The following is a 21,211-nucleotide window of genomic DNA, read 5'->3' as shown; positions in this document are numbered from 1 at the left end:
GCTACAGGAACGGGTAGGGCTATCGACGGTTGCGACGCGCGAAAACAGGCGAGGCGGGGCAGGGCACGTGGGCCGCGATGCGGATGGTGTCGGTGTCTGCGGTCATGGCGGGGGCGCGTTGACCTGTTTTGCTGGTTTTCATTGTCTTCCCGTGACGGGCGTGGTGGATATATGCTTTGTTTTGCATATATCTGCCGGAAAAATATTTTGGTCGAACCTTAGCGCTAGGCATTGACGACTTCAATAGGAAAAGAATGACATATTCCCGTTTCAACTCAATGTCCGCGGTTCATCACGGATAAACCGCAATTAAATCGTCCCCAGTCGTCTGCTTTCCGCAACAGACCGGTGCCAAACGTATTGGAAAGAAGTGGGGACCATTGATTTATGGCATGGCCTCAGGCGACCGATGCGCTACCCTTTCGGCAAAACATACGGGGGGTAATGCCAAGATGGACCTTGACCGCATCGATCGGGAGATCCTGCAGGCCGTGCAGGCGGACGGCCGTATCACCAACGCGAGTCTGGCGGACTCGGTAGGTCTCAGTGAAACGCCATGCGCGCGCCGGCTTCGGCGCCTGGAAGCCGACGGTTTCATCGAAGGCTATCGCGCCACGCTCTCGCGGAAGGCGCTCGACCTCGGCCTGATGGCGTTTACGCAGATCCGCTTCGGGGTGCACGACCGCGAGCTGTCGGACCGCTTCGAGCGCGAGGTGCAGGCCATTCCGCGCATCGTCGCCTGCCATAACGTCACGGGTACCGCCGACTATGTGCTGACCGTGGTCGCACGCGATCTGGACGACTATGGCGTGTTCGTGCGCGATGTCATCCGGACGCTGCCCGGGGTGACATCGGTGGAGTCGATTCTGAGTCTGCGCGAGGTGAAGCGCCATAGCGGGTTGCCGCTCCTCTGACGGCGGGGTTTCCTGGAGGATTCCTCCAACTGAAACCGGAAGCGCGCAGAATTCTACCGGAAATCACGGGGCAGCCGGTACCAGTTGCTGGTACCGGCTGCTGGTGCCGGCGACTTATTTGGCGGCCGCGAGGATCGCGTCGGCCACGGCCTTCGGCTGCGAGACCATCGGCACGTGGCTCGCGTTGACCTTGACCACGGTGGCGTGGATCTTCTGCGCGTCATCGGCCTGCTGCTGCGGCGGAATCATCTGGTCCTTCTGCGCGAGCACGAACCACGACGGCTTGTTCTTCCATGCGGCGCTGTCGCCGATCTTTTCGCCGAACACCTTCGACTGCACGGGGCCCTGCGTCGCGGCCATCAGCTTGACCTCGGCGGACGACACGTCGGGCGCGAAGTACGTCTTGAAGTCGGCGTCGGTCAACGTCAGGAAGCCGCCGCTGTCGGCCACGAGGTTCTTCAGGCCCGGTGCCGGCGCGTAGGACTTGGAGGCGTCGGCCACCGACTGGCCCGCTTCCGGCGCGAACGCGGCCACGTACACGAGCGACTTCACCTTCGGATTGTTGCCGGCTTCGGTAATCACCACGCCGCCCCACGAGTGGCCCACCAGCACGACGTCACCCTTCTGCGCGTCGATCACGCGATTGGTTGCGGCCACGTCGTCGGCCAGCGAGGTCAGCGGGTTCTGGACGGCCACGACCTTGTAGCCGCGCTGCTGCAGCGTCGGGATGACCTTGTTCCAGCTGGAGCCATCGGCAAACGCGCCGTGCACGAGCACGATGGTCTTGCCGTTGGCCGGCTCCGCGGCTTCCGCCGGGCGGGCGGCCAGCGAGAACGCGGTGGCTGCGACGGCGCCCGCGAGGGCGATGGTGGTGGTGCGATAGAAGCGGGCGACACGGTCCATGATTGCGAATCCTTTTTGACGGGTTGGAGAAAGGAACTGACGGACGAAGATTAGTGCACTAACAATTAGTGCGTCAATAGTTATTGCGCAAAATATTTATGTGCACTATGCTTTGGGAACATTCCCGCATTCCGCCCATGACCCCCGACAAGCCCCGCTCCAACCCCGCCTCCAAGGCCGCGCCCAGGCTGCGCCCCGTCGATCAGCGCCTCTGCTTCCTGATCTACTCGACCTCGCTGGCGATGACGCAGACCTACAAGCCGCTACTCGAGGAAACCGGCCTCACGTACCCGCAGTACCTCGCCATGGTGGTGCTCTGGGAGCAGGACGGTATCGCCGTGAAAGACCTTGCCGCGCGCCTGGGGCAGGACTCGGGCTCGATGACGCCGCTGCTCAAGCGCCTCGAGTCCGCGGGGCTCGTCACGCGCCAGCGCACGCCCGGCGACGAACGCAGCCTGTCGCTGCGCCTGACCCCGGCGGGGCAGGCCATGCGCGAGAAGGCGCGCAAGGTCGATGCCGCATTCGAACGCGCCTGCGATCTGACCGATGCGCAGGTTGGCGAATTGCTCGAGGGCATGGAGATCTTGCGCAGCCATCTGCAGCGTTGAATCCGCAGATGACTGGTATTGCAGTCATGCTGTAACGAAACCGACATGTGATGTCCCTAGTATCGGGGCCGGTAAATCGCACCGACCCCACAAGGAGAAGACATTCATGTCGTACATCACGGACAAGCTTCGCGCCCCGCGCCGCGAAGCGCAAGGCGTTGTCACGGTCCCGGGCCAGAGCCTCGAGGAAATCGTTGCCGCCAATCCCGAACGCCGCAAGGTGCTGCGCGGCAGCCTCGGACTTTCGCTGCTGACCGCATTCGGCAGCGGCGGGTTGCTCGCCGCATGCGGTGGCGACGACGATCCCGCGCCCGCACCGAGCCCCGCCCCGGCCCCCGTGCCCGCGCCGGGCCCGGCGCCCGTGCAGCCGCTCGACTACAGCGTCAACTTCCAGCCGCTTGCGTCCAAGCTCACGCCGAACACCGTGCAGGTGCCGGACACGTACACGGTGGAAGTCCTGTTCTCGGCCGGCGATCCGGTGACGGCAGGTGCCGCGGGCTACAAGGGCGCGTTCCAGACCTCGATGGAAACCGAGCAGCAGGCCGGCGGCAATCACGACGGCATGCATTACTTCACGCTGCCTGGCGTCGATCCGCAGAAGGGTGGCCTGCTCGTGATGAACCACGAGGCGATGGACAACCTGATCCTGTTCCCGGGCGGCACCTACAACGCGGCCACGGCCACGCCGGAGCAGAAGCGCATTGCGCTGTCGTCGGTGGGCGTGTCGGTCATCGAGATCGAACTCGTGGCCGGCAAATGGCAGGTCAAGCGCAACTCGCTCTACAACAAGCGCTACTCGGGCAACACGATCTATCGCGTGTCCGGTCCCGCGGCGAGCGTGGTGGGCGCAACGGTCGTCGGCACGCTCAACAACTGCTCGAGCGGTCATACGCCTTGGGGCACGTACCTGACGTGCGAGGAAACCACGGACAACTACCTCGACCCGACGCAGCCCGACAACGGCTACGGCTGGGTGGTCGAGATCGATCCGCAGCAGGAACTGCCGGGCGTGCCCGTCAAGCGCACGGCAATGGGCCGCTTCGACCACGAGAACACCGCGTTCATGACCGATGCGTCGAACCGCGTGGCGTTCTACATGGGCGACGACGGCACGCCGGGCTGCATCTACAAGTTCATTCCGAGCGCCGCGTTCGATGCGACCAACCGCCTGAACAACGCGAACCTGCTCGACACCGGCAAGCTCTACGTGGCGCGCTTCAATGCCAACGGCACGGGCAACTGGATCGAGCTCACGCAGGGCATGAACGGCCTGGTGGCGGGCGCGGTCGACCCGGGCAACACCACGCAGGGTCCGCAGACGCCGGCCAGCATCGATTTCAACACGCAGGCCGACGTGCTGATCAACACCAAGGCGGCGGCGCGCGTTGCGGGCGGCACGCTGATGGATCGCCCGGAATGGATCACGGTGGGCATCGACCGCACGATCTACTGCACGCTGACCAACAACGGCGGCCGCCAGGTGACCGATGCCGCGAACCCGCGCGTCAACAACTCGCATGGCCATATCGTGCGCTGGCACGAGCAGGGCGATTCGCCGCTGGCCACGACGTTCACGTGGGAGTTGCTGCTGCTCGCGGGCGATCCGTCGATTGCGGCCGCGAACCTCAAGGGCGATATGAAGGGCGCGACGTTCTCCAGCCCCGATGGCATTCGCGTGGATCCGAAGGGCCGCCTGTGGGTGCAGACCGATGCGGGTACGGGCACGAGCGTGACGAACATCTTCGGCGCCAACTCGATGCACTACATCGATCAGGCCACGCGCGAGGTCAAGCGCTTTCTGGTCGGTCCGGTCGGTTGCGAGATCACGGGCATCGCCTACACGCCGGACCTCACGACGTTCTTCATCAACATCCAGCACCCGACGGGAACGGGCCAGCCGAATGGCAACTGGCCGGATCCGGTGCTGCCGTCCCGCTCCTCGACCGTGGTCATCCGCCACAAGCAAGGCAAGCCGATCGGGGCCTGAGTCTCGTCCATATGGGCGATATTGAGGTGATGCGTTGTCATGACACGATGTCATGGGACCGTCATTAATACGCCGTAATATTTGGGCCTGGCAAGAACCTCTGCCAACCCGCCGAGCGCCCCAGGCAAGGGCTGGCGGACGACATGTGGGTGTCGCCCGTCTCGGCAAGTTCACCACCGCGGCCCATGCGTCGCGGTTTTTTTTTGCGTGTCTCGAATGTGGGGGGAGCGGGGCGCCAGCGTTCGGATGTCTTGAAATCCACTCAGGTTCAACGTCCTGTCACAAAAGCTTCTTAGCATCCGCGTCGGCCTGATGGATGTTTTGGTCGTCCACACTTCCCCGCGACGCGGTGCAACGCTGCGTGCGTACAACATACGAGAAAGAAAGCATGTCCGATAAGCCAGATGCTTCCCGCCGCAAGGCACTCAAGGTCCTCGCCGGCGCGCCGATGCTGCCGCTCGGTTTCGTTTCCACCTCGCTGCTGGCCGGTTGCGGCGGTGACGGCGACGATGCGGCGACCGCGCCCACCACGCCCAACAACCCGACGAATCCGGTAACGCCGGCGTTCGACAAGGCCGAGTTCACCGCGATGCCCGCGCCGACGCTGGCGAACCCGGCCTCGATGGCCACCACGACGGTGGGGTCGAGCCTCAAGGTGTCCTTCACCGACGGTTCGAGCCAGACCTTCAAGCTCGCCTACCAGCCGTTCTTCGTCACGGGCGACATGGTGCCCAATGGCAATGGCGGCCAGATCCTGTCGGGCGGCTACTTCGACATCAACAACCAGCCGATCATCGACGCATCGGTGGCCGGCAAGGAACGCCAGTTCTTCTCGGACTCTCCGGACGGCACGTCGCTGCTCAAGATCGACGGCGCGAAGGTTGCCGGCGTGACGGGCAACACCGTGTTCGCGGTGGTGCAGTTCGAATACACGACGCGTGACCAGGCCCTGGTCAGCACGTACGGCTGCCTGCCGTCGCCGATCGCCGTGCTTACGCTCGACCAGAACCCGACCACCGGCAAGCTGACGCTCGTGAAGTACCACAACGTGGATACGTCGAGCGCCAACGGCCTGTGGATCACGTGCGGCGCGAGCCTGTCGCCGTGGAACACGCACCTGTCGAGCGAAGAGTACGAGCCGGACGCGTTCACGACCGTTGCCGCCAACCTCACGCAGTACGCCGCGTTCGCCAAGAACCTGTACGGCAACGCGTCGATTCCGCTGAACCCGTACCTGTACGGGCATCTGCCGGAAGTCACGGTAAACCCGGACGGTACGGGCTCCATCAAGAAGCACTACTGCCTGGGCCGTATCTCGCACGAGCTCGTGCAGGTGATGCCAGACCAGCGCACGGTGCTGATGGGCGACGACGCGACCAACTCCGGCATGTTCATGTTCGTGGCCGACAAGGAGAAGGATCTCTCCGCCGGTACGCTGTACGTGGCCAAGGTCGTTTCGGGCTTCTCGATCGACCCGGCCGCCACGCCGGCGCCGCTGAAGTGGATCAAGCTGGGTCACGCGACCAGCGCGGAAGTGGAGGCGATGGCCAAGTCGCACCGCCCGACCGACATCATGGACGTCAAGTGGGCCGACCCCGTCGACACCAGCTACACCAAGATCTTCTCGGGTGGCGTGGCGCAGTGGGTCAAGATCGTCCCGGGCAAGGAGCGCGTGGCCGCGTTCCTGGAGACGCACCGTTATGCGTACCTGGCCGGTGGCAGCATGGGCTTCACCAAGATGGAAGGCACCACGGTCAACATCCGGGACAAGATCGCTTACTCGGCGCTGCAGAACATCGTCGATTCGATGGTGATCAACAATGCCAAGGGCTGGAACGCGCAGAGCAACATCGGCGTGCCCGCTGCATTGAACGCCGGTGGCGTGATGCAGCACAAGCTGGCTGGCGGCCAGGTCGACACGAGCGGCGCGGCCATCAACAGCGAATGGGTGCCGATGCAGACCAGCGCGCTGATCGTCGGCAAGGATATCGCCGCCGATGCACTGGGCAATACGGCCGATCCGGACACCATCGGCAATCCCGACAACCTCAAGTTCTCGGAGAAGCTGCGCACGCTGTTCATCGGCGAAGACAGCGGCCAGCACGTCAACAACTTCCTGTGGGCGTACAACGTCGACACGAAGAAGCTGTCGCGCCTGCTTTCCACGCCGGCCGGCGCGGAAGCCACGGGCCTGCACGCTGTTGACGAGATCAACGGCTGGACCTACATCATGAGCAACTTCCAGCACGCCGGTGACTGGAGCGGCCTGCACGCCAAGGTGCAAGCCACGCTGGACCCGCTGATCCGCGCGAACTACAAGGATCGCTTCGGTGCCGCCGTGGGTTACCTGACGGCCGATGCCACGAGCGTGAAGACGACCAAGGTCTGATCCTGGGTCGGATACGCCCGCCGATGTGACGGAAGCCGCGACCGCGAGGTCGCGGTTTTTTTATTGTCAGCCGTCGGTCGATGCGGACACAACCTCCCACGCGCGAATCTCCTCGTCGAGCGCCGATTGTGCCTTGCGCACGAGGGCCAGGGCATCGCTGCCGAGCAGCAGATGCGCGGGCGGGCGGTCCGACGCGATGGCCGCGAGCATGGCGCGCGCGGCCTTCTTCGGGTCGCCGAGCTGCTTGCCGCTCTTTTCCTCGCGCGCCTTGCGCACGGGATCGAAAATGGCATCGTAATCGGGCAGCGAACGCGGCGCGCGGACCATCGAACGTCCGGCCCAGTCGGTGCGGAACGAGCCCGGGGCCACGGCCGTCACGTGGATGCCCAGCGCCTGCACCTCCTTGCCGAGCGCGCCAGAGATGCCTTCGAGCGCGAACTTGCTGCCGCAGTAGTAGGTGATGCCGGGCAGCGTGATATGGCCGCCCATCGACGTGATGTTGAGGATATGTCCGCGCCGGCGTTGCCGCATGAACGGCAGCACGGCCTTCATCATGGCCACCGCGCCGAACACATTTACGTCGAACTGTCTGCGCATGTCGGACAGCGGCGACTCCTCCATGACGCCTTCATGGCCGTAGCCGGCGTTGTTGACGAGCACGTCGATCGGGCCGACGCTGGCCTCGATCTCCGCCACGACGCCGTCGATGGCGTCGAAGTCCGTGACGTCGAGCACGCGGGCGAAGGCTTTGCCGCGGGTGCCGGCGCCCTGTGCTTCGAAGTCTTGCCGGGCCGGCTCGCTGCGCACCGTGCCCACGACCGTATGCCCGTCAGCCAGCGCCTCTTTCGCGAGTGCGAGACCGAACCCGCTACTCACGCCCGTGATCAACAGAATCTTGCTGGAAGCCATCGACGTTTCTCCTGTGCATTGGGTATGGAGTGCATGGTAGTCTAGTGATCGAGGCCGAATAAGCCAAATTCCGCTAACGTTCTTGCATAAAACTATGAGTGTTTCGGATCGCTCTCCCGAGATGCGCCAACGTACGGTTGCGCTGCTGCGCGGGCTGGCGCCCGACGAGGGCTATAACCTGACGGCGCTGCCGAGCGTCCGCATCCTGCGCTCGAACCGCGCGTTGTCGCGCACGCCGGTGCTCTACGATCCGGGCATCGTGATCGTGTGCCAGGGCCGCAAGCGGGGATATTTCGGCGGCCAGCTGTATCTCTACGATCAGGACCACTACCTCGCCGTCTCGGTGCCCGTGCCGTTCAGCATGGAAACCGACGCCACGCCGCAGCGGCCGCTGCTGGCGCTGTACCTGCATCTGGATTTCGCAATGGCCGCCGAACTGGCGACGCAGATCGACCGCGAAGGCGCGACCGCGCGCGATCAACCGCCGCAGAGCATGATGTCCACGCCGATGGACGCCGCGATGCAGGCGTCGGTGCTGCGCTTCCTCGAAGCGATGGCCGATCCGCTGGAGGCGGCGATACTGGGTCCGGGCCTCCTGCGCGAACTCTATTTCCGCGTGCTGACGGGCGCGCAGGGCGGCGCGATGCGGCAGGCGCTGGCGATGAAAGGCCAGTTCGGCCGCATCGGCAAATCGCTGCGGCGAATCCACGCCGACTACGCGCAACAGCTGGACGTGTCGCAACTGGCGGAGGAGGCGGGCATGAGCGTCCCGAGCTTCCATAGCCACTTCAAGACCATCACGCAGGTCTCGCCGATGCAGTACGTCAAGTCCACGCGGCTGCATCAGGCGCGACTGCTGATGGTCAGGCAGGACCTGACCGCGGAGGCCGCGAGCGTCGCGGTGGGCTACACGAGCCCATCGCAATTCAGCCGGGAGTTCAAGCGGCTATTCGGCCTGACGCCGGCCGCCGAAGCGAAGCGCATGCGCGAGGGGTTTGCGGTACCGGAGGCGTTCGAGGACGCGATGTACGTGTCGTCGCATTGACGGGGCCATCATTTAGAGGGGTATTGCGCGAATCCAACCATTTCCGTGGCGGCTTACGGTAGATTCAGGGCCAACATAAAAAGAATACCGAGGGGCCTGGGTCATGTTGGGGGTTAGGCTGCGGCCTTCGGTCGATACCTGCGCCGCATGACACAAGCTGTCCCGCTCGACCTTTACGATCATATTCTTCACCTTGCCGACCATGGCAACAGCTTCGACGCGTTACCGCTGCTCGAAGGGCTGAAGGACAATCCGACGCCTTCGGCATGCGTGCTCGCCGCGCGCGTTTTGCGTCATTGTGGCGGCCGGCGACGGGGCGATGCGTTGATCGAGCTCCTGTGGCGGCGGCATCCGTCCGATCCCGACGCGATGGTGGCGTATCTGCGTACGATCACCGATCGCTACGGCCACTATCGCGGCTGGGAATGGAGCGAGCGCAATGCGCTGCCCGACCATGCCACTGCGCCGCAGCGCGCCGAATGGCTCGCCCATCGGGCCAATCTGGCGGCGTTGCAGCGCGACTGGGCGCGCGCGGGTGCGTTGATCGAAGAGGCGCACCGGCTCTGGCCAGATTCTCCGTGGATCCATGTGGAGCACGCGTCCGTCCTGGAGCGCGAGGATCGCTATGCCGAGGCCATCGGCATGGCCGAGCGCGGATGCGCGCTGAACCCGAACTTCCGCTCCGCCATCCAGTCCGCCGCGCACCTTTACACGCTGACCGGCCGCGACAGGGAAGCGCTGCGTTTGCTCGATGACGCATCGGCGCGCATGCAAAGCTCGGACGTCGAGGCGCAACGCTATCTTGTCGCGACCGAACTCGAAGACCACGAGGCAGCGCTGGCCGCGTTGCACCGCAGCCGGGCCTTCGCACCGCGGGCGGTGCGCGCTCACCGGGCGTGGTTCGATGCCAACGAAGCCGATACGCTGCTGCGGCTGGGCCGGTGCGAGGAGGCGGCGTCCGTCAGCCGGCGACTCGCCGATCAGCCGTTCCATGCCCGCCTGATCGAGAAGCTCGACGCCGTTGCCGCCGGGGGCGAGGCGCCGCGCCGGGTGCAATTGCACGTGGGCTTTGTCCGCCAGCACCATCAGACCTGTGCACCCGCGACATTGAGTGCCATCGCGGGCTACTGGGGGCGGAGTGCCGAACACGTCGAGATTGCCGAAGAGATCTGCTACGACGGTACCCCCGCGCCCAGCGAACGCGCCTGGGCCGAGCGTCATGGCTTCGTGACGCGTGAGTTCACCGTCAACTGGGAGGTCGCCACGCGGCTGATCGACGCGGGCATCCCGTTCACGCTCACCACCCAGTTCGTGAGTTCGGGACACCTCCAGGCCGTGATCGGCTACGACGCCTTGCGTGGCACGCTGCTGATCCGCGATCCGTTCCAGCGCGTGTTCGGCGAGTTCGACCCGGAGCCGCTGTTCGAGCAGAACCGGTTCAGCGGCCCGCGCGGCATGGTGCTGATTCCACAGGAGGCCGTGTATCGCCTCGATGGCATCGTGTTGCCCGATGCGGAGAGCTGGGACAGCTATTACGCGACGATGCGCGCGCTGGAGGTCCATGATCGCGAGACGGCGGCGTCGGTGACAGAGGCCCAGAACGCGCGGGCGCCCGACCATTGGCTGACCGACTGGTGCTATCGCGGCCTCGCGCATTACGACGGCAGCACCGACGCGTTGCTTGCGCGGACCGATGCCCTTATTGCCCGCTTCGGAGAAGTGCCGTCGCTCGTGTTCTACAAGTCGCGGCTGCTCGAATCGCTCGGCGAGGGAATGGCCGCCATGCGGCTGATCGAGTCCGGCGTCGCCAGGCAGCCATGGAATGCCGACCTATTGACGCGTCTGGCGCAATTGCAGACGTCGGATGCGCGCCTGCTGCCGCAGGCGGAGCGGAATGTCCGGCGCGCGCTGCGTGTGCAGCCCTCCGACGCGGAAGCGTGGCGAACGCGCGCCACGACGCTTTGGGTCGCGGGCGACAAGCATGCCGCGCTCGCTCACTATCGCGCGGCGGCGTGCCTCGGCGAGTTCAACGAAGATCATGCCGTGGCCTACTTCCAGGCCTGCGTCGGTCTGGGCCGCGCCAGCGATGGTTTCGAGTTTCTCGCACAACGGGTGGAACGCCTTGGCGCGCGATCGTCGGCACCTGCCATCAACTACTTCAATCAGCTCGACAGCCTCGAGCGCGGGCCGGAAGGATTCGCCGTGCTGGAACGCGCGATGGCGCGACGGCCCGACGACGCGTTGCTGCGGCATGCCTACGCCGAGCGATTGCTGACCTATGGCGAGGTCGAGCGCGCGCGTACGTTGCTGGCCGAGGCCGGCGGGTACGCGAGCCAGGTCAGCCGGCTACGCGTGGTGGCGCGGCTGGCGCGCCATGACAATCGGCTCGATGAAGCGTGGGACGCCATCTCGCTTGCCTGCGAGCAGGATCCGCTAAATATCGGCTTGCGGCATATCGCTGTCGATATCCTCGGCGCGCGTTCCGGCGAAGCCGAAGTGCTTCGGTATCTGCGTGCATTGTGCGAGCGTCATCCCGCATCGGTCGGCCTGCACGAATTGTTGCTGCAGCGCCTGCCGGCGGACGTCCTGCTGGAGCGTCACGATGTGCTGCGGCACATGCTGGCGCTGCATCCCGGTCATGCGATGTTCCAGCGGGAACTCGCGTTGAATCTGGCGGCCCAGCAGCGCATGGAGGATGCGACGAGCGCCGCGCGGCTCGCGCGCGAGCTGGCGCCCAATCATTCGCGCTCGTACGCGTTGCTTGGATACCTGCATCAGTTGCAGGGCGACATGGAACAGGCGCACGCACAGTACCGCGAAGCGCTGCGCCGCTCGGTGGACGACATCGGTGCGCTTGTCGATTTCGTTCGGACGCAGCCCGGGCTCGAGGGCCGGCGCGAGGCCTTGCGTTTCGCGGGCGACCAGCTGCGCGAACAGGCTACGCAGGGCATGACCGTCCTGACGTATCAGGAACTCGGCACGCGCGTCTTCACCGACGAGGCGCTGACCGGCGAGCTCGAGACATTCCGCGAATGGCGGCCCGACCTCTGGACCACGTGGGTCGCGCTTGCCTTGCAGCACGCCGACAAGCAGCGATTCGACGATGCGGCCGCGATCCTCGACGCGGCGATCGAGCGCTTTCCGCTCACGCCGCGAGTCCATTACGAGAAGGCGCGTGTCGATGCCAACCGGCGTCGCTTCGATGGCGCCATGGCGGGCCTTCGGCGTACCCTGCAGATCGCCCCCGCGTGGGACTGGCCGATTCGGCTGTTCGTCGAGATTGCCCTGCGAGAGAACGGCGATCCGGATGCCGCGCTGGTGCTGCTCGATGCGCCGCAGTCGCGTAGCGACGAGAGTGCCGAATGTCAGGTGCTGCGCGCACGCGTACTGTGGAAAATGGCGCGGCAGGACGAGGCGCTCGACAGGCTCGAAGCAATGCTGCAGCGCTGGCCCGGTCATGCGCAGGCCTGGACGATGCTTGCGGATTGGTCGGCCGAGCGTGGTCAGACCGATCGGGCCTTGCATGTGGCACAGGCGCTGGCCGCGGCGCGGCCGGACAATATCGACGTGTGGCTTCGCGTGGCGGGGTACACGAGCACGCCGGAAGCTGCGCTGGCCGCGCTCGAGCGCGCGGATGCCCTCGATCCGCGCAATCAGCAAGCCTATGTCTGCCGCATCGACGCGCTGATCCGCTTCGGGCGGCTGGATGACGCGCTCGCGGCGATCGATAGCAGTCCCTGGGGCGCCTATACGCCGCTGGCCGTACGCCGGCGTCGCCCCGACGTGCTGTGGCGGCAGGGCAACCGGGAGGGCGCGGTCACGGAACTGCGCGCCTTGCTGGAGAAGGAGCCCAACGACGTGCTGCTATGGCAGGACCTTGCCGACGCGTCGCTCAAGCTCGACCGGATTGATCAGAGCGGCGCTGCGGGTCGCGAGATGGTCCGGATCAACCCGGGCTATGCCGTCGGTTACGGCTACGTCGGCAATGCCGCGCGCAGGCAGTCGCAGTGGCAGGCGGCCATCGATGCCTATCGCACGGCTTTCGAGATCGATCCCGAGTATGAGTTCGCGGCATTCGGGCTTGCCGATCTGTTGCTCGACAGCGCGGAGTGGGACGACGCGTGGCGGGTCGTCGCGACGCTGCGCACACGCTATCCGGGGCCGTCGTCCGCGTATCGCGAGGTTCGCCTGGCCATGCTCGCGGAAGCGCCGAGCCGGGTGCCGGTGCCGCTGAACGAGCTCGTCCGCGCGCCCGAGGCGCAGGCGGGATTGTTCGAGGACATCGCCAAGCGGATGACCCAGGGGATCTGGCAACAGTTGTTGCGCGACGCACTGATCGATGGGTGCAAGGCCGGAGAGGCGTCGATTGCCGCTTGCCGGCATTGGCTCGGCATGGAGTACGACATTCCGCATGCCGCGCTGATCGAGCGGCTGGCGCCGTACCTGGAGGCCGACCGCAAGAATCATCTGAAGATCGCCGTCGTGGAAGCCGCCGGCGCCGCAAAGCAGCTGCGGCACGTCACCACGCTGATGAGTCAGTACGACACCGCGCTGCGTGGCGATGCGCAATGCTGGGGAGCGGTGTCCTTCGCCCTGATCAATGGCGAACGCCATGCCGCGATGATCGACTGGATGCACGACTGGAAGCGCGACGATGCACCGTACTGGGCGCTCGACAACCTTGCCATCGCCTTGCGCTATCAGGGCGACCTTCGGCTCGCGCACGACGTGGCGGCCCGGTCGCATCAGCTGGAGCCGAGGGGCGGCAGCGCGGGCGTCTGGCTCGCCGCCGACGCCGCGCGGGACAACGATATCGAAGCATTGGGCCAGTGGCTCGACAAGCTCGGTCAGGTGGACGTGCACGGGTGGCTGCGGCCGCTGGTCGAGCTGCTGACGGCGTTTCACAAGTCGGCGTCCGTCGGCAAGGCCACGTTGTTCGTCCTGCAACTGCGCCGAACCGCGAAGGTTCGCGAATCCCACCAGCTATTGGGGGCGCTGGCAAAGGACCTGCGGCGCTGCTGGATCATGCGCGGCGGTTCCGTGGGACGGCGTTTCTGGCGATTGCTGACGCTGCCGTCGTGACGGTTTGCAACGTTAACAGGGGGCGATGTCATGGGCGCGAGTGCCTGGGTTGGTGGCATGCGGCTGTTGAATGCGGTGGTATTCGGGGTTGCGGTCTTTTCTTCCATCTGGGTCCCCACGTTGTGGGGCGGTGATCTGCTCACACGGTCGAGCGCGGCGATTGCCGCCTGTGCCTTTCTGTTGCCGCCGTTTCTGACGAGCGAGGCGCTTGGGCGATGGGGGACGCTTCGCATGGTGCGAACGGCGAAGGTCACCAATATCGTGCTTTCGGCGTTCTGCTGCCTCGTGCTCGGGTATGTCGCCCTGAGGGGGATGCCTGCCGCACAGGCGAGCCTGCCCGTGATGTTGCTCGTCATCGCGGCACTGAATATCCGCGTGCTTTCGCGGCATGTCTCCGAGGCGGGAAAGGTGGGCCCGCCACCGCCGCCCGACTCGCGCTATGCGATGCCGATGCCCGCGTTCGCGGTGGCGCTGTCTTCCGAGGACCCGGCAGTGGCGGCCGAACCGGCGCTCTCCAGGTCTTACCTCATGCGCCATTGGCGCGGCGATTTTTCATTGCCCGTTTCGTATTGGGTCAATGGCGCGCTGGCCTGGGTGGCGTGGGCCATCGTGCTGGAAGCGTTCGGTTGGGTCTACTATTCGATCGACTCGCTTCGGCTGTATTCGATGCTCTATGTCGTGATCTTCTGCGCGGTGCCCGTGTGGTCCATGTGGCTATACATGGGCGTCTGGCGCGCGGCGGACAGGCACGATGGCCGCGGTGGCGCACCGCTCTGGAGCAGCCTTGCGCGCTTCACGGTGATCGTCTGCGCCACGATCACGGCGATCCAGGCAGCCCGCCACGCCGGGTGGCTGCAGGAGTATGCCGCGATCGCCGTGGGCAACGATCCCATCGGCAAGATCTACGTCAGGCCGACCGACGATGGCGAAGCGATCGTCGTCACCGGCACCCTGCGCGAGGGCGCGGCGCAGCGCGTACTCAGGATGGTGGACCAGTCCCCGGACGCCAGGACACTGATCCTGAACTCGACGGGTGGCAGGCTCGGCGAAGCGAGAATGCTCGCAGACGGGATCCGCCGTCGCGCGCTGGATACCTATGTGTCGAAAGAATGCAGCAGCGCCTGCACCTACGTCCTGATGGCGGGACGCAAACGCATGGCCGGACCGAAGGCAAAGATCGGCTTCCATCGCGCGACCTCGTTCAACGGCAACGGAGTGGAGGAAGATCCCGCCGCGGTGGCATCGATGCTCAGGTATTACCGCGCGGCCGGGTTGCCGGAGGATTTCATTGCCCGGGTAGGCAAGACGCCGGCGACCACGTTCTGGTATCCGAGTCGGGACGAATTGATCGGAGCAGGGGTGCTATCGCGGCCGAAGGCGGGAGCGGACGAAGGGTAGAAGCTGCCGATCGGTCGATCGACCGATGTTCGCAATGGCAACATCCGTTCATTACCTGCCGCATACAAACGGCATAGCCGCTATCGTGCGGCCCATCGTTGACGAATGGGCGGGGTCTTCCAATGCAGGCACGACGCGTATTGCTGCTCCTTTTTCTGATTGCACGATGCGGCTTTGCGTCCGCCGATGACGGCACGCGTCTCGCGCGGGGCAAGTATCTGATGGAGAGCGTCGTGGCCTGCGCGAATTGTCATGCCACGCGCGATCCGCGGGACGAGGGGAAGTTTTCGCGGAGTCTTGCCGGTGGGCGCGTGATCGACGAGCCGCCGTTTCGGGCGGTGGCGCCCAATATCACCCCGGACCTCGAGACGGGCATCGGCAGGTGGACCGATGAGCAGATCGGCAAGGCGATTCGCGAGGGGGTTCGGCCCGATGGGACGATCATTGGGCCGCCGATGCCGATTGGTTTCTACCGCAACCTGTCGGATGACGACCTCGCGGCGATCGTCGCGTATCTGCGCGCACAGCCGCCGGTGAAGCACGTGGTCGACAAATCGGTCTATCGCATTCCGCTCCCGCCGAACTACGGCGAACCCGTCGGACACGTTCGTGCGCCATCGCCGAACGCGACGATCCGCTACGGCAAGTATCTGGCCGATATCGGCCACTGCATGGAATGCCACACGCCGCGTGGCAAGGACGGGCAACTCGTGACCCGATACGTCGGCGCGGGCGGGCAGGTATTCAATGGCGCCTGGGGCATGAGCGTCTCGCGCAATCTCACGCCCGATGCGTCCGGCCTGAAGGGATGGTCGGACGCGCAGATCGCCGCGGCCATTCGCGGTACCGATCGCCACGGCGGCCAATACAAGCCGCCGATGGCGTACACCTGGTACGAGAACATCAGCAGCGCCGATATGCGCGCGTTGATTGCGTATCTGCGCTCGCTGGAACCGCAGCCGTTCGCGGGAGAGCGCTGATCTATCGGTTCGCCTTCAGCTGCCGGCGTGCCGCCACGGCGCCGCTCAGCACCTCGAGCACCGCCGCCGAGTCGTCCCATCCGATACAGGCGTCGGTAATGCTTTGCCCGTAGGTGAGCCCGCGCGGATCGTGCTGGCCCGGCGTGAACTTCTGCGCGCCGGCAAGCAGATGGCTTTCGACCATGATGCCGAAAATGGAGTCACTGCCGCCGCCCACCTGCCGCGCCACGTCCTTCGCGACGTCGATCTGCCGCTGGTGCTGCTTGCTGCTGTTGGCATGGCTGCAATCGACCATCAGCGTATGGCCGAGCCCCGCGGCCTCCAGTTCCCTGCAGGCGTTCGCCACGGAATCCGCATCGTAGTTCGGTGCCTTGCCGCCGCGCAGGATCACATGGCAATCGGGATTGCCCTTGGTATGCACGGTGGCGACCTGGCCGTTCTTGTGCACGCCCAGGAAATGGTGAGGACGCGACGCGGCCTGAATGGCGTCGATGGCGATCTTGATATTGCCGTCCGTGCCGTTCTTGAACCCGATGGGCGCGGAAATACCCGATGCCAGTTCGCGGTGGATCTGGCTCTCGGTGGTCCGCGCGCCAATCGCTCCCCACGAGATCAGGTCGCCGATGTACTGCGGCGAAATCACGTCGAGGAACTCGCCGGCAGCCGGCAGACCGAGGCGATTGATATCGAGCAGCAGGCTGCGGGCAATACGCAGGCCCTCGTCGATCCGATAGCTTTCGTCCAGATACGGATCGTTGATCAGTCCCTTCCAGCCGGTGGTGGTGCGCGGCTTCTCGAAATACACGCGCATCACGATCTCGAGCGAGTCGGCATACTGCTCGCGCAGCGCCAGCAGCCGCCGCGCATACTCGAGCGCCGCGGCCGGATCGTGGATGGAGCAGGGACCCATGATCACCAGCAGCCGATCGTCCTCGCCATGGAGGATGCGCGCGATGCGCTGACGCGTCTGCGTGACCAGCGATTCCACGGGCGTGCCGCGAATCGGAAAGAAGCGGATCAGATGTTCAGGCGGCGGCAGTGGAATGATGTCTTCCACGTGCGCGTCGTCTGTCACGCTGGTGCGGTCCGATGGGACCTTGCGATCCTCGTCGATTGGGGCTTGCGAATGTTGTGGGTGGTTCATGGGAGACTCTTGATCTTGTTGACGTGTCATCCGGACGATTGTTCGATCTCGTCCAGCCCACGTCGCAACGCTTCCAGCTTCGCCTTGAAGTCCGGATTCTTGCGCCATTTCTTCGCGTGCGCGAGCAGGTCATCGACGGTCGTCTGCTTCATCGCTTCGATTTCCCGCGCCATGGCGAGGAATTCCCTGACGGCCTGCCCGTCTTTGCCGTCCCGGAAGTCGGCCTCGTGTTTCTGCACGTAAGGGACCAGCACATCCATCAGGCGCCCGAGCTGGCGCCCGTAACTATACCTTCCCGTGATCCGCCGCTCCGCCTGCGGGTCGGAAGAGCCCGCGTAGTTGATGTTGAACAGGCCCACTTGCCCGACCGCCTCGCCCCATGCGCGAATCCATTGCGTCACATCGCCGCTCCACGGTGCCCGCTCGCCGGCCAGCGTCGGCGACGCCCATGCCAGCCACAATGCCCACGGGTCGGGCGGTGAATAAAACTTGCCGATGTCAGAGGATGCGGGCATCGCGGGCGCTCCTTTCGCAGGTCGGGTGTGGGCAACCCTGCAAGCGTAGAAGACGCGATGGGATGCCGCAAGCCTGCCCGTCACACGCGATTCAGCCACCACGCCGGAGGGTCGCCAGCGCGGCGCCCGCCCCCGCGAACGCGCACAGCGCGCAAACGAGCGATACCGCGCGCAGGCCCGCGGCAATCGCGTGGGCGTCCATCGCGGCATCCGCCGCGGCATGCGTGGCCAGCGCGGCCTGACCCGACCAGACGAAGACGATGCCCAGCACCGCGACGGCCAGCAGGCCCGCCACCCGCGCCACCGCGTTGTTGATGCCGGCGGCCACGCCCGCGTGGTCGGTGGAGACCGATCCCATGACCGTCGCCGTCAGCGGCGCAACGGTGATCGTCATGCCGAGGCCGAGCACCGCGAGCGCGGGAAAGAACCCGACCCAGTAGCTGTCGCGGACGAACGGAAACGCCAGCATCGCAAAGCCGAGTCCGGCCACGAACGGGCCGGCGGTCAGCAGCAGCCGGGCGCCGAAACGCGTCGTCAGCCCACCCGTGTAGCGCGAAAGCAGACCGATGATGATGGGCACGGGCAATACCGCCATGCCGGCCTCGGTCGCGGTATAGGCGTCCGCGCGTATCAGCGTGTAGGGCAGGAAGAACAGAATGCCGCCCAGGCCGAAGTAGAGCAGCAAGGTGACGAGGTTCGCCCCGGTGAAGTCCCGTGAACGGAAGACCTCGAGCGGCATCATGGGCTGCGCGCTCCTGGCTTCGATCCGGACGAAGGCGATCAGCACCAGCACACCCACGCCGAGCATGCCGAGCACGAGCGGATGCGCGAAGCCGCGCTCGGCGGCCTCGGTCAGCCCGTATGCGAGTGCGGCCAGCCCGACGGTTGCCGTGGCCGCGCCGGGCCAGTCCAGCCGCTGTTGCGCGCCGGGCTTGTGACTGTTCGGCACGGAGGCCATTGCCAGCGCGATGGTCGCCAGCGCGAGCGGCAGGTTGAGGAAGAAGATGGCGCGCCATGACGAGACATCGACGAGCCAGCCGCCCGCGACGGGTCCCACGGCCGAGGTAATCGCCCCGACGGCCGACCATGTGCCGATGGCGCGTCCGCGCGCTTCGCCCTCGAATACCGCGCCGATGATCGCGAGGCTGCTCGGCACGAAGAAGGCCGCGCCAATGCCCTGCACCGCGCGCGCGACGATCAGCGACATCGCATTCGGGGCCAGGCCGCAGGCAATCGATGCCACCGTGAAGACCGTGACGCCCGCCACGAACACCGTGCGCCGGCCGAGCTTGTCGCCCATCGCGCCGCCCACGAGCGCAAGCGCGCCGAGAAAGAGCAGATACGCGTTGACGATCCACTGCATTTCCGCAACGCTGGCGCCGAGTTCGCCTTGCATGGCGGGCAGCGCGACATTGACGACGGACCCGTCGATGAACGCCATGCTCGAGCCGAGAATCGTCGCGGCAAGCGCCATGCGCTTGCGCTGGCATGCGCGATCGACGGTATTGGGCTGCGTGCGGATGACGAGCCCATCGCAGGGGCTCGCCTGGGCGGGGATGACCGGCGGGGCGTGGTGGGTGCTATCGGGACAATGCGGGGTGGGCAAGCTTGCTCCCGTGCGGGTCTAGCGAAACCGGAACAACCCGTGCCAGAACGTTTCGAACGCGCTGGGCGGCGCTTCCGCGCGCGTATCGTCGGGTTCCGGCTGGGCCGCCGCATCCGGCGCCACCTCCGCCTTGCGCGACTGATGCAGTGCCCAGACGCTATCGGCAATGCGCCCGGCCAGCTCGGTCTCGCAGTCGCGGCCGAGCAGCACGCCGAACAGCACGTCGCGCCCATGGCCATCCTCGGCAAAGCGCATGGCGATAGCCACCATCTTCTCGTAATGTTCCTGCGCGACCCGCCGGGCCGCTTCCTGCGCTTCGGCTTCCCGTGCCGCCTCGGCGGCGTGTTCCGCTTCCCACCGGCGCATCTCGCGTTCGAAGACGTCGTCGTAGACCTGACGCTGCTCGGCGTCGGACAGGATGGAATAGGCGTCGCGCACCTGCTGGAAGACCGCATGCGCTTCGTCTTCGCGCCCCGGATTGCGGTCCGGGTGCCATTTCATGGCCGCGCGGCGATAGGCACGCTTGATCTCGTCGAGGGTGGCATCTGGCTGCACGCCAAGCGTCGTATAGAGCGTGGTCATGGAAGCAGGGCGATACGTTCGTTGGCAACGGTTGCAAGCCTAGCACGCGCACCGGTACGCACGCTTCTTGCCCGCCATGGGATCAGTCCCTGCAATATCCTTCGCCGGTGCGGACCGTCAGGCAGTCTTTCTTGTCCGCAAGCCACTTCATGCCCGTTTCGGCCCCATTGGTGGCGCGAATGTCTTCCTTGACGCCATCGCGCTCGAACTCGATACCGCCGCCGATCGCCTTGCCCTCGAACTTGCGCGGGCCGTCGAGGTTCTGCACGGTGACGTCGTATTTGCCATGACCGCCCTCCAGCAACAGGAACGTGCCCTCCGGGCCCGTCCATTTGCCGAGCCATTTGTCGGCTGCGGGGGCGCTGGCGGCGGGCGGGGCGGTGTCCGAACCGCGGTCGGAGCATCCGGAGAGCGCCACGGTGGCAGCGGCCAGCGTGGCAACCAAAGCTGCGAAGGTCAGGAAGGGTGTCTTCATCTGGTCGGGGTGGGGGATATTGGCGGTTGATGATGTGCGTAGGCGTATCATGCCCGATGTCCGGTCAGCGCCGCCCATCCCGCGAGCGCGGCCTTCGCCGTTTTCAGGAGGGAGGTCCGGCTCGCGCCGTCGCGCGCCTGAATGGACATGCCCTGCTGCACGGTCATCAGGAACGTGGCGAGGGCATCCACGTCGGTGGATGACCCGATCTCGCCAGTCTCGACACCCTTCGCGATCTTGCGGGCGAGCAGCTTCTTGCATTCCTGCCGTCTGGCGACGAGCGCCGCGCGGACCGACGTACTCTTGTCGTCCGCATGTACCGCCGACAGCACGACGAGGCAACCGGTCGGCTTGTCCTTGCGGGTGAAGGCCCGGGCGCTTTCCATGAGGAAGTCCTCCGCGGCGCCGTAGGCAGTGTCCGCAGCCTCCACCTGGTTCCAGATGGAAGCGCCGTCCGTTTCGACGTACAGCGCCACGGCATCGCGAAACAGCTGTTCCTTCGAGCCGAATGCCGCGTACAGGCTTGGCGACGCAATGCCCATCGCGGCGGTCAGATCGTTCATCGAAGCGCCTTCGAAGCCGCGCTCCCAGAACACATTCATCGCGCGGGCAAGCGCCACGTCCCGGTCGAAGCTCCGGGGTCGTCCACGTTCGGCCATGATTGACTCCATTTG

Annotated in this window: 16 protein-coding genes; 8 read left to right on the top strand and 8 right to left on the bottom strand. The window is 65.6% G+C overall.

From position 1 onward, the window contains the following. The first annotated feature begins 452 nt into the window (after nt 1–452). Entirely contained in the window at nt 453–914 is a 462-nt protein-coding gene (locus tag AAHB16_RS09780) for an Lrp/AsnC family transcriptional regulator (protein ID WP_150374919.1), read from the top strand. Between the two features lie 114 nt (nt 915–1,028). On the opposite strand, the gene AAHB16_RS09775 is transcribed toward AAHB16_RS09780, so the two are convergent. Beyond that, nucleotides 1,029–1,817 carry an alpha/beta fold hydrolase gene (locus AAHB16_RS09775; RefSeq protein WP_150374918.1) on the bottom strand — a complete coding sequence of 263 codons (789 nt, stop codon included), beginning with the start codon at nt 1,815–1,817 and terminating at the stop codon, nt 1,029–1,031. A gap of 137 nt (nt 1,818–1,954) precedes the next feature. Here AAHB16_RS09775 and AAHB16_RS09770 point away from each other — a divergent pair, with 137 nt between their 5' ends. The 3 genes from AAHB16_RS09770 to AAHB16_RS09760 all read left to right on the top strand — a co-directional run bounded on the left by AAHB16_RS09770 (nt 1,955) and on the right by AAHB16_RS09760 (nt 6,801). After that, complete coding sequence (locus AAHB16_RS09770; protein WP_342050742.1) at nt 1,955–2,425, top strand: MarR family winged helix-turn-helix transcriptional regulator; 471 nt, start codon at nt 1,955–1,957, stop codon at nt 2,423–2,425. A 106-nt stretch (nt 2,426–2,531) separates the two neighbouring features. After that, on the top strand, nt 2,532–4,412 hold the full coding sequence (locus AAHB16_RS09765; protein ID WP_342050741.1) for a PhoX family protein: 1,881 nt from the start codon (nt 2,532–2,534) through the stop codon (nt 4,410–4,412). 388 nt (nt 4,413–4,800) lie between these two features. Further along, complete coding sequence (locus AAHB16_RS09760) at nt 4,801–6,801, top strand: PhoX family protein (protein WP_342050740.1); 2,001 nt, start codon at nt 4,801–4,803, stop codon at nt 6,799–6,801. Nucleotides 6,802–6,867: 66 nt separating this feature from the next. Here the strand turns inward: AAHB16_RS09760 and AAHB16_RS09755 are convergent, their stop codons facing one another. Then, a complete protein-coding gene (locus AAHB16_RS09755; protein WP_342050739.1) occupies nt 6,868–7,710 on the bottom strand; it encodes an oxidoreductase in 843 nt (280 codons plus the stop codon). Between the two features lie 121 nt (nt 7,711–7,831). Here AAHB16_RS09755 and AAHB16_RS09750 point away from each other — a divergent pair, with 121 nt between their 5' ends. From AAHB16_RS09750 to AAHB16_RS09735, 4 genes are all read left to right on the top strand, one after another. Continuing rightward, on the top strand, nt 7,832–8,755 hold the full coding sequence (locus AAHB16_RS09750; protein WP_342050738.1) for an AraC family transcriptional regulator: 924 nt from the start codon (nt 7,832–7,834) through the stop codon (nt 8,753–8,755). 147 nt (nt 8,756–8,902) lie between these two features. Beyond that, nucleotides 8,903–13,837 (top strand): tetratricopeptide repeat protein, encoded by a 4,935-nt coding sequence (locus AAHB16_RS09745; protein ID WP_342050737.1) that lies wholly within the window; start codon nt 8,903–8,905, stop codon nt 13,835–13,837. A 231-nt stretch (nt 13,838–14,068) separates the two neighbouring features. After that, entirely contained in the window at nt 14,069–15,235 is a 1,167-nt protein-coding gene (locus AAHB16_RS09740) for a COG3904 family protein (protein WP_342050736.1), read from the top strand. Between the two features lie 122 nt (nt 15,236–15,357). After that, a complete protein-coding gene (locus AAHB16_RS09735; protein WP_342050735.1) occupies nt 15,358–16,215 on the top strand; it encodes a c-type cytochrome in 858 nt (285 codons plus the stop codon). Between the two features lies 1 nt (nt 16,216). Here AAHB16_RS09735 and AAHB16_RS09730 read toward each other — a convergent pair whose 3' ends face one another. The 6 genes from AAHB16_RS09730 to AAHB16_RS09705 form a co-directional block, all read right to left on the bottom strand. Continuing rightward, complete coding sequence (locus tag AAHB16_RS09730; RefSeq protein WP_150374909.1) at nt 16,217–17,359, bottom strand: 3-deoxy-7-phosphoheptulonate synthase; 1,143 nt, start codon at nt 17,357–17,359, stop codon at nt 16,217–16,219. A 26-nt stretch (nt 17,360–17,385) separates the two neighbouring features. Then, complete coding sequence (locus AAHB16_RS09725) at nt 17,386–17,874, bottom strand: hypothetical protein (protein WP_342050734.1); 489 nt, start codon at nt 17,872–17,874, stop codon at nt 17,386–17,388. Between the two features lie 91 nt (nt 17,875–17,965). Beyond that, nucleotides 17,966–19,480 (bottom strand): MFS transporter, encoded by a 1,515-nt coding sequence (locus AAHB16_RS09720; RefSeq protein WP_342050733.1) that lies wholly within the window; start codon nt 19,478–19,480, stop codon nt 17,966–17,968. 18 nt (nt 19,481–19,498) lie between these two features. Beyond that, a complete protein-coding gene (locus AAHB16_RS09715; protein WP_150374907.1) occupies nt 19,499–20,062 on the bottom strand; it encodes a J domain-containing protein in 564 nt (187 codons plus the stop codon). An 82-nt stretch (nt 20,063–20,144) separates the two neighbouring features. Next, nucleotides 20,145–20,588, bottom strand: coding sequence for a hypothetical protein (locus tag AAHB16_RS09710; protein ID WP_342050732.1), 444 nt, complete (start codon nt 20,586–20,588; stop codon nt 20,145–20,147). Continuing rightward, the gene (locus AAHB16_RS09705; RefSeq protein WP_342050731.1) at nt 20,585–21,196 is read right to left on the bottom strand and encodes a TetR/AcrR family transcriptional regulator; all 612 of its coding nucleotides are present in this window, start codon (nt 21,194–21,196) and stop codon (nt 20,585–20,587) included. Before AAHB16_RS09705 ends, AAHB16_RS09710 begins: the two co-directional genes overlap by 4 nt. Nucleotides 21,197–21,211 lie beyond the last annotated feature (15 nt).

The organism is Cupriavidus sp. OTU4054, assembly GCF_038440175.1.
GTDB classification, from domain to species: Bacteria; Pseudomonadota; Gammaproteobacteria; order Burkholderiales; family Burkholderiaceae; genus Cupriavidus; species Cupriavidus pauculus_D.
Note: the sequence above shows the minus strand (reverse complement) of the source record. Positions and strands in the feature narration are given on the sequence as shown.

What these genes read in the sequence shown, in the direction of transcription:
- AAHB16_RS09765 (WP_342050741.1), top strand. Translation starts at nt 2,532, where the DNA reads ATGTCGTACATCACGGACAAGCTTCGCGCCCCGCGCCGCGAAGCGCAA.
- AAHB16_RS09735 (WP_342050735.1), top strand. Translation starts at nt 15,358, where the DNA reads ATGCAGGCACGACGCGTATTGCTGCTCCTTTTTCTGATTGCACGATGC.
- AAHB16_RS09710 (WP_342050732.1), bottom strand. Translation starts at nt 20,588, where the DNA reads ATGATACGCCTACGCACATCATCAACCGCCAATATCCCCCACCCCGAC.
- AAHB16_RS09715 (WP_150374907.1), bottom strand. Translation starts at nt 20,062, where the DNA reads ATGACCACGCTCTATACGACGCTTGGCGTGCAGCCAGATGCCACCCTC.
- AAHB16_RS09730 (WP_150374909.1), bottom strand. Translation starts at nt 17,359, where the DNA reads ATGAACCACCCACAACATTCGCAAGCCCCAATCGACGAGGATCGCAAG.
- AAHB16_RS09750 (WP_342050738.1), top strand. Translation starts at nt 7,832, where the DNA reads ATGCGCCAACGTACGGTTGCGCTGCTGCGCGGGCTGGCGCCCGACGAG.
- AAHB16_RS09770 (WP_342050742.1), top strand. Translation starts at nt 1,955, where the DNA reads ATGACCCCCGACAAGCCCCGCTCCAACCCCGCCTCCAAGGCCGCGCCC.
- AAHB16_RS09780 (WP_150374919.1), top strand. Translation starts at nt 453, where the DNA reads ATGGACCTTGACCGCATCGATCGGGAGATCCTGCAGGCCGTGCAGGCG.
- AAHB16_RS09760 (WP_342050740.1), top strand. Translation starts at nt 4,801, where the DNA reads ATGTCCGATAAGCCAGATGCTTCCCGCCGCAAGGCACTCAAGGTCCTC.
- AAHB16_RS09740 (WP_342050736.1), top strand. Translation starts at nt 14,069, where the DNA reads ATGGTGCGAACGGCGAAGGTCACCAATATCGTGCTTTCGGCGTTCTGC.
- AAHB16_RS09725 (WP_342050734.1), bottom strand. Translation starts at nt 17,874, where the DNA reads ATGCCCGCATCCTCTGACATCGGCAAGTTTTATTCACCGCCCGACCCG.
- AAHB16_RS09745 (WP_342050737.1), top strand. Translation starts at nt 8,903, where the DNA reads ATGACACAAGCTGTCCCGCTCGACCTTTACGATCATATTCTTCACCTT.
- AAHB16_RS09705 (WP_342050731.1), bottom strand. Translation starts at nt 21,196, where the DNA reads ATGGCCGAACGTGGACGACCCCGGAGCTTCGACCGGGACGTGGCGCTT.
- AAHB16_RS09775 (WP_150374918.1), bottom strand. Translation starts at nt 1,817, where the DNA reads ATGGACCGTGTCGCCCGCTTCTATCGCACCACCACCATCGCCCTCGCG.
- AAHB16_RS09755 (WP_342050739.1), bottom strand. Translation starts at nt 7,710, where the DNA reads ATGGCTTCCAGCAAGATTCTGTTGATCACGGGCGTGAGTAGCGGGTTC.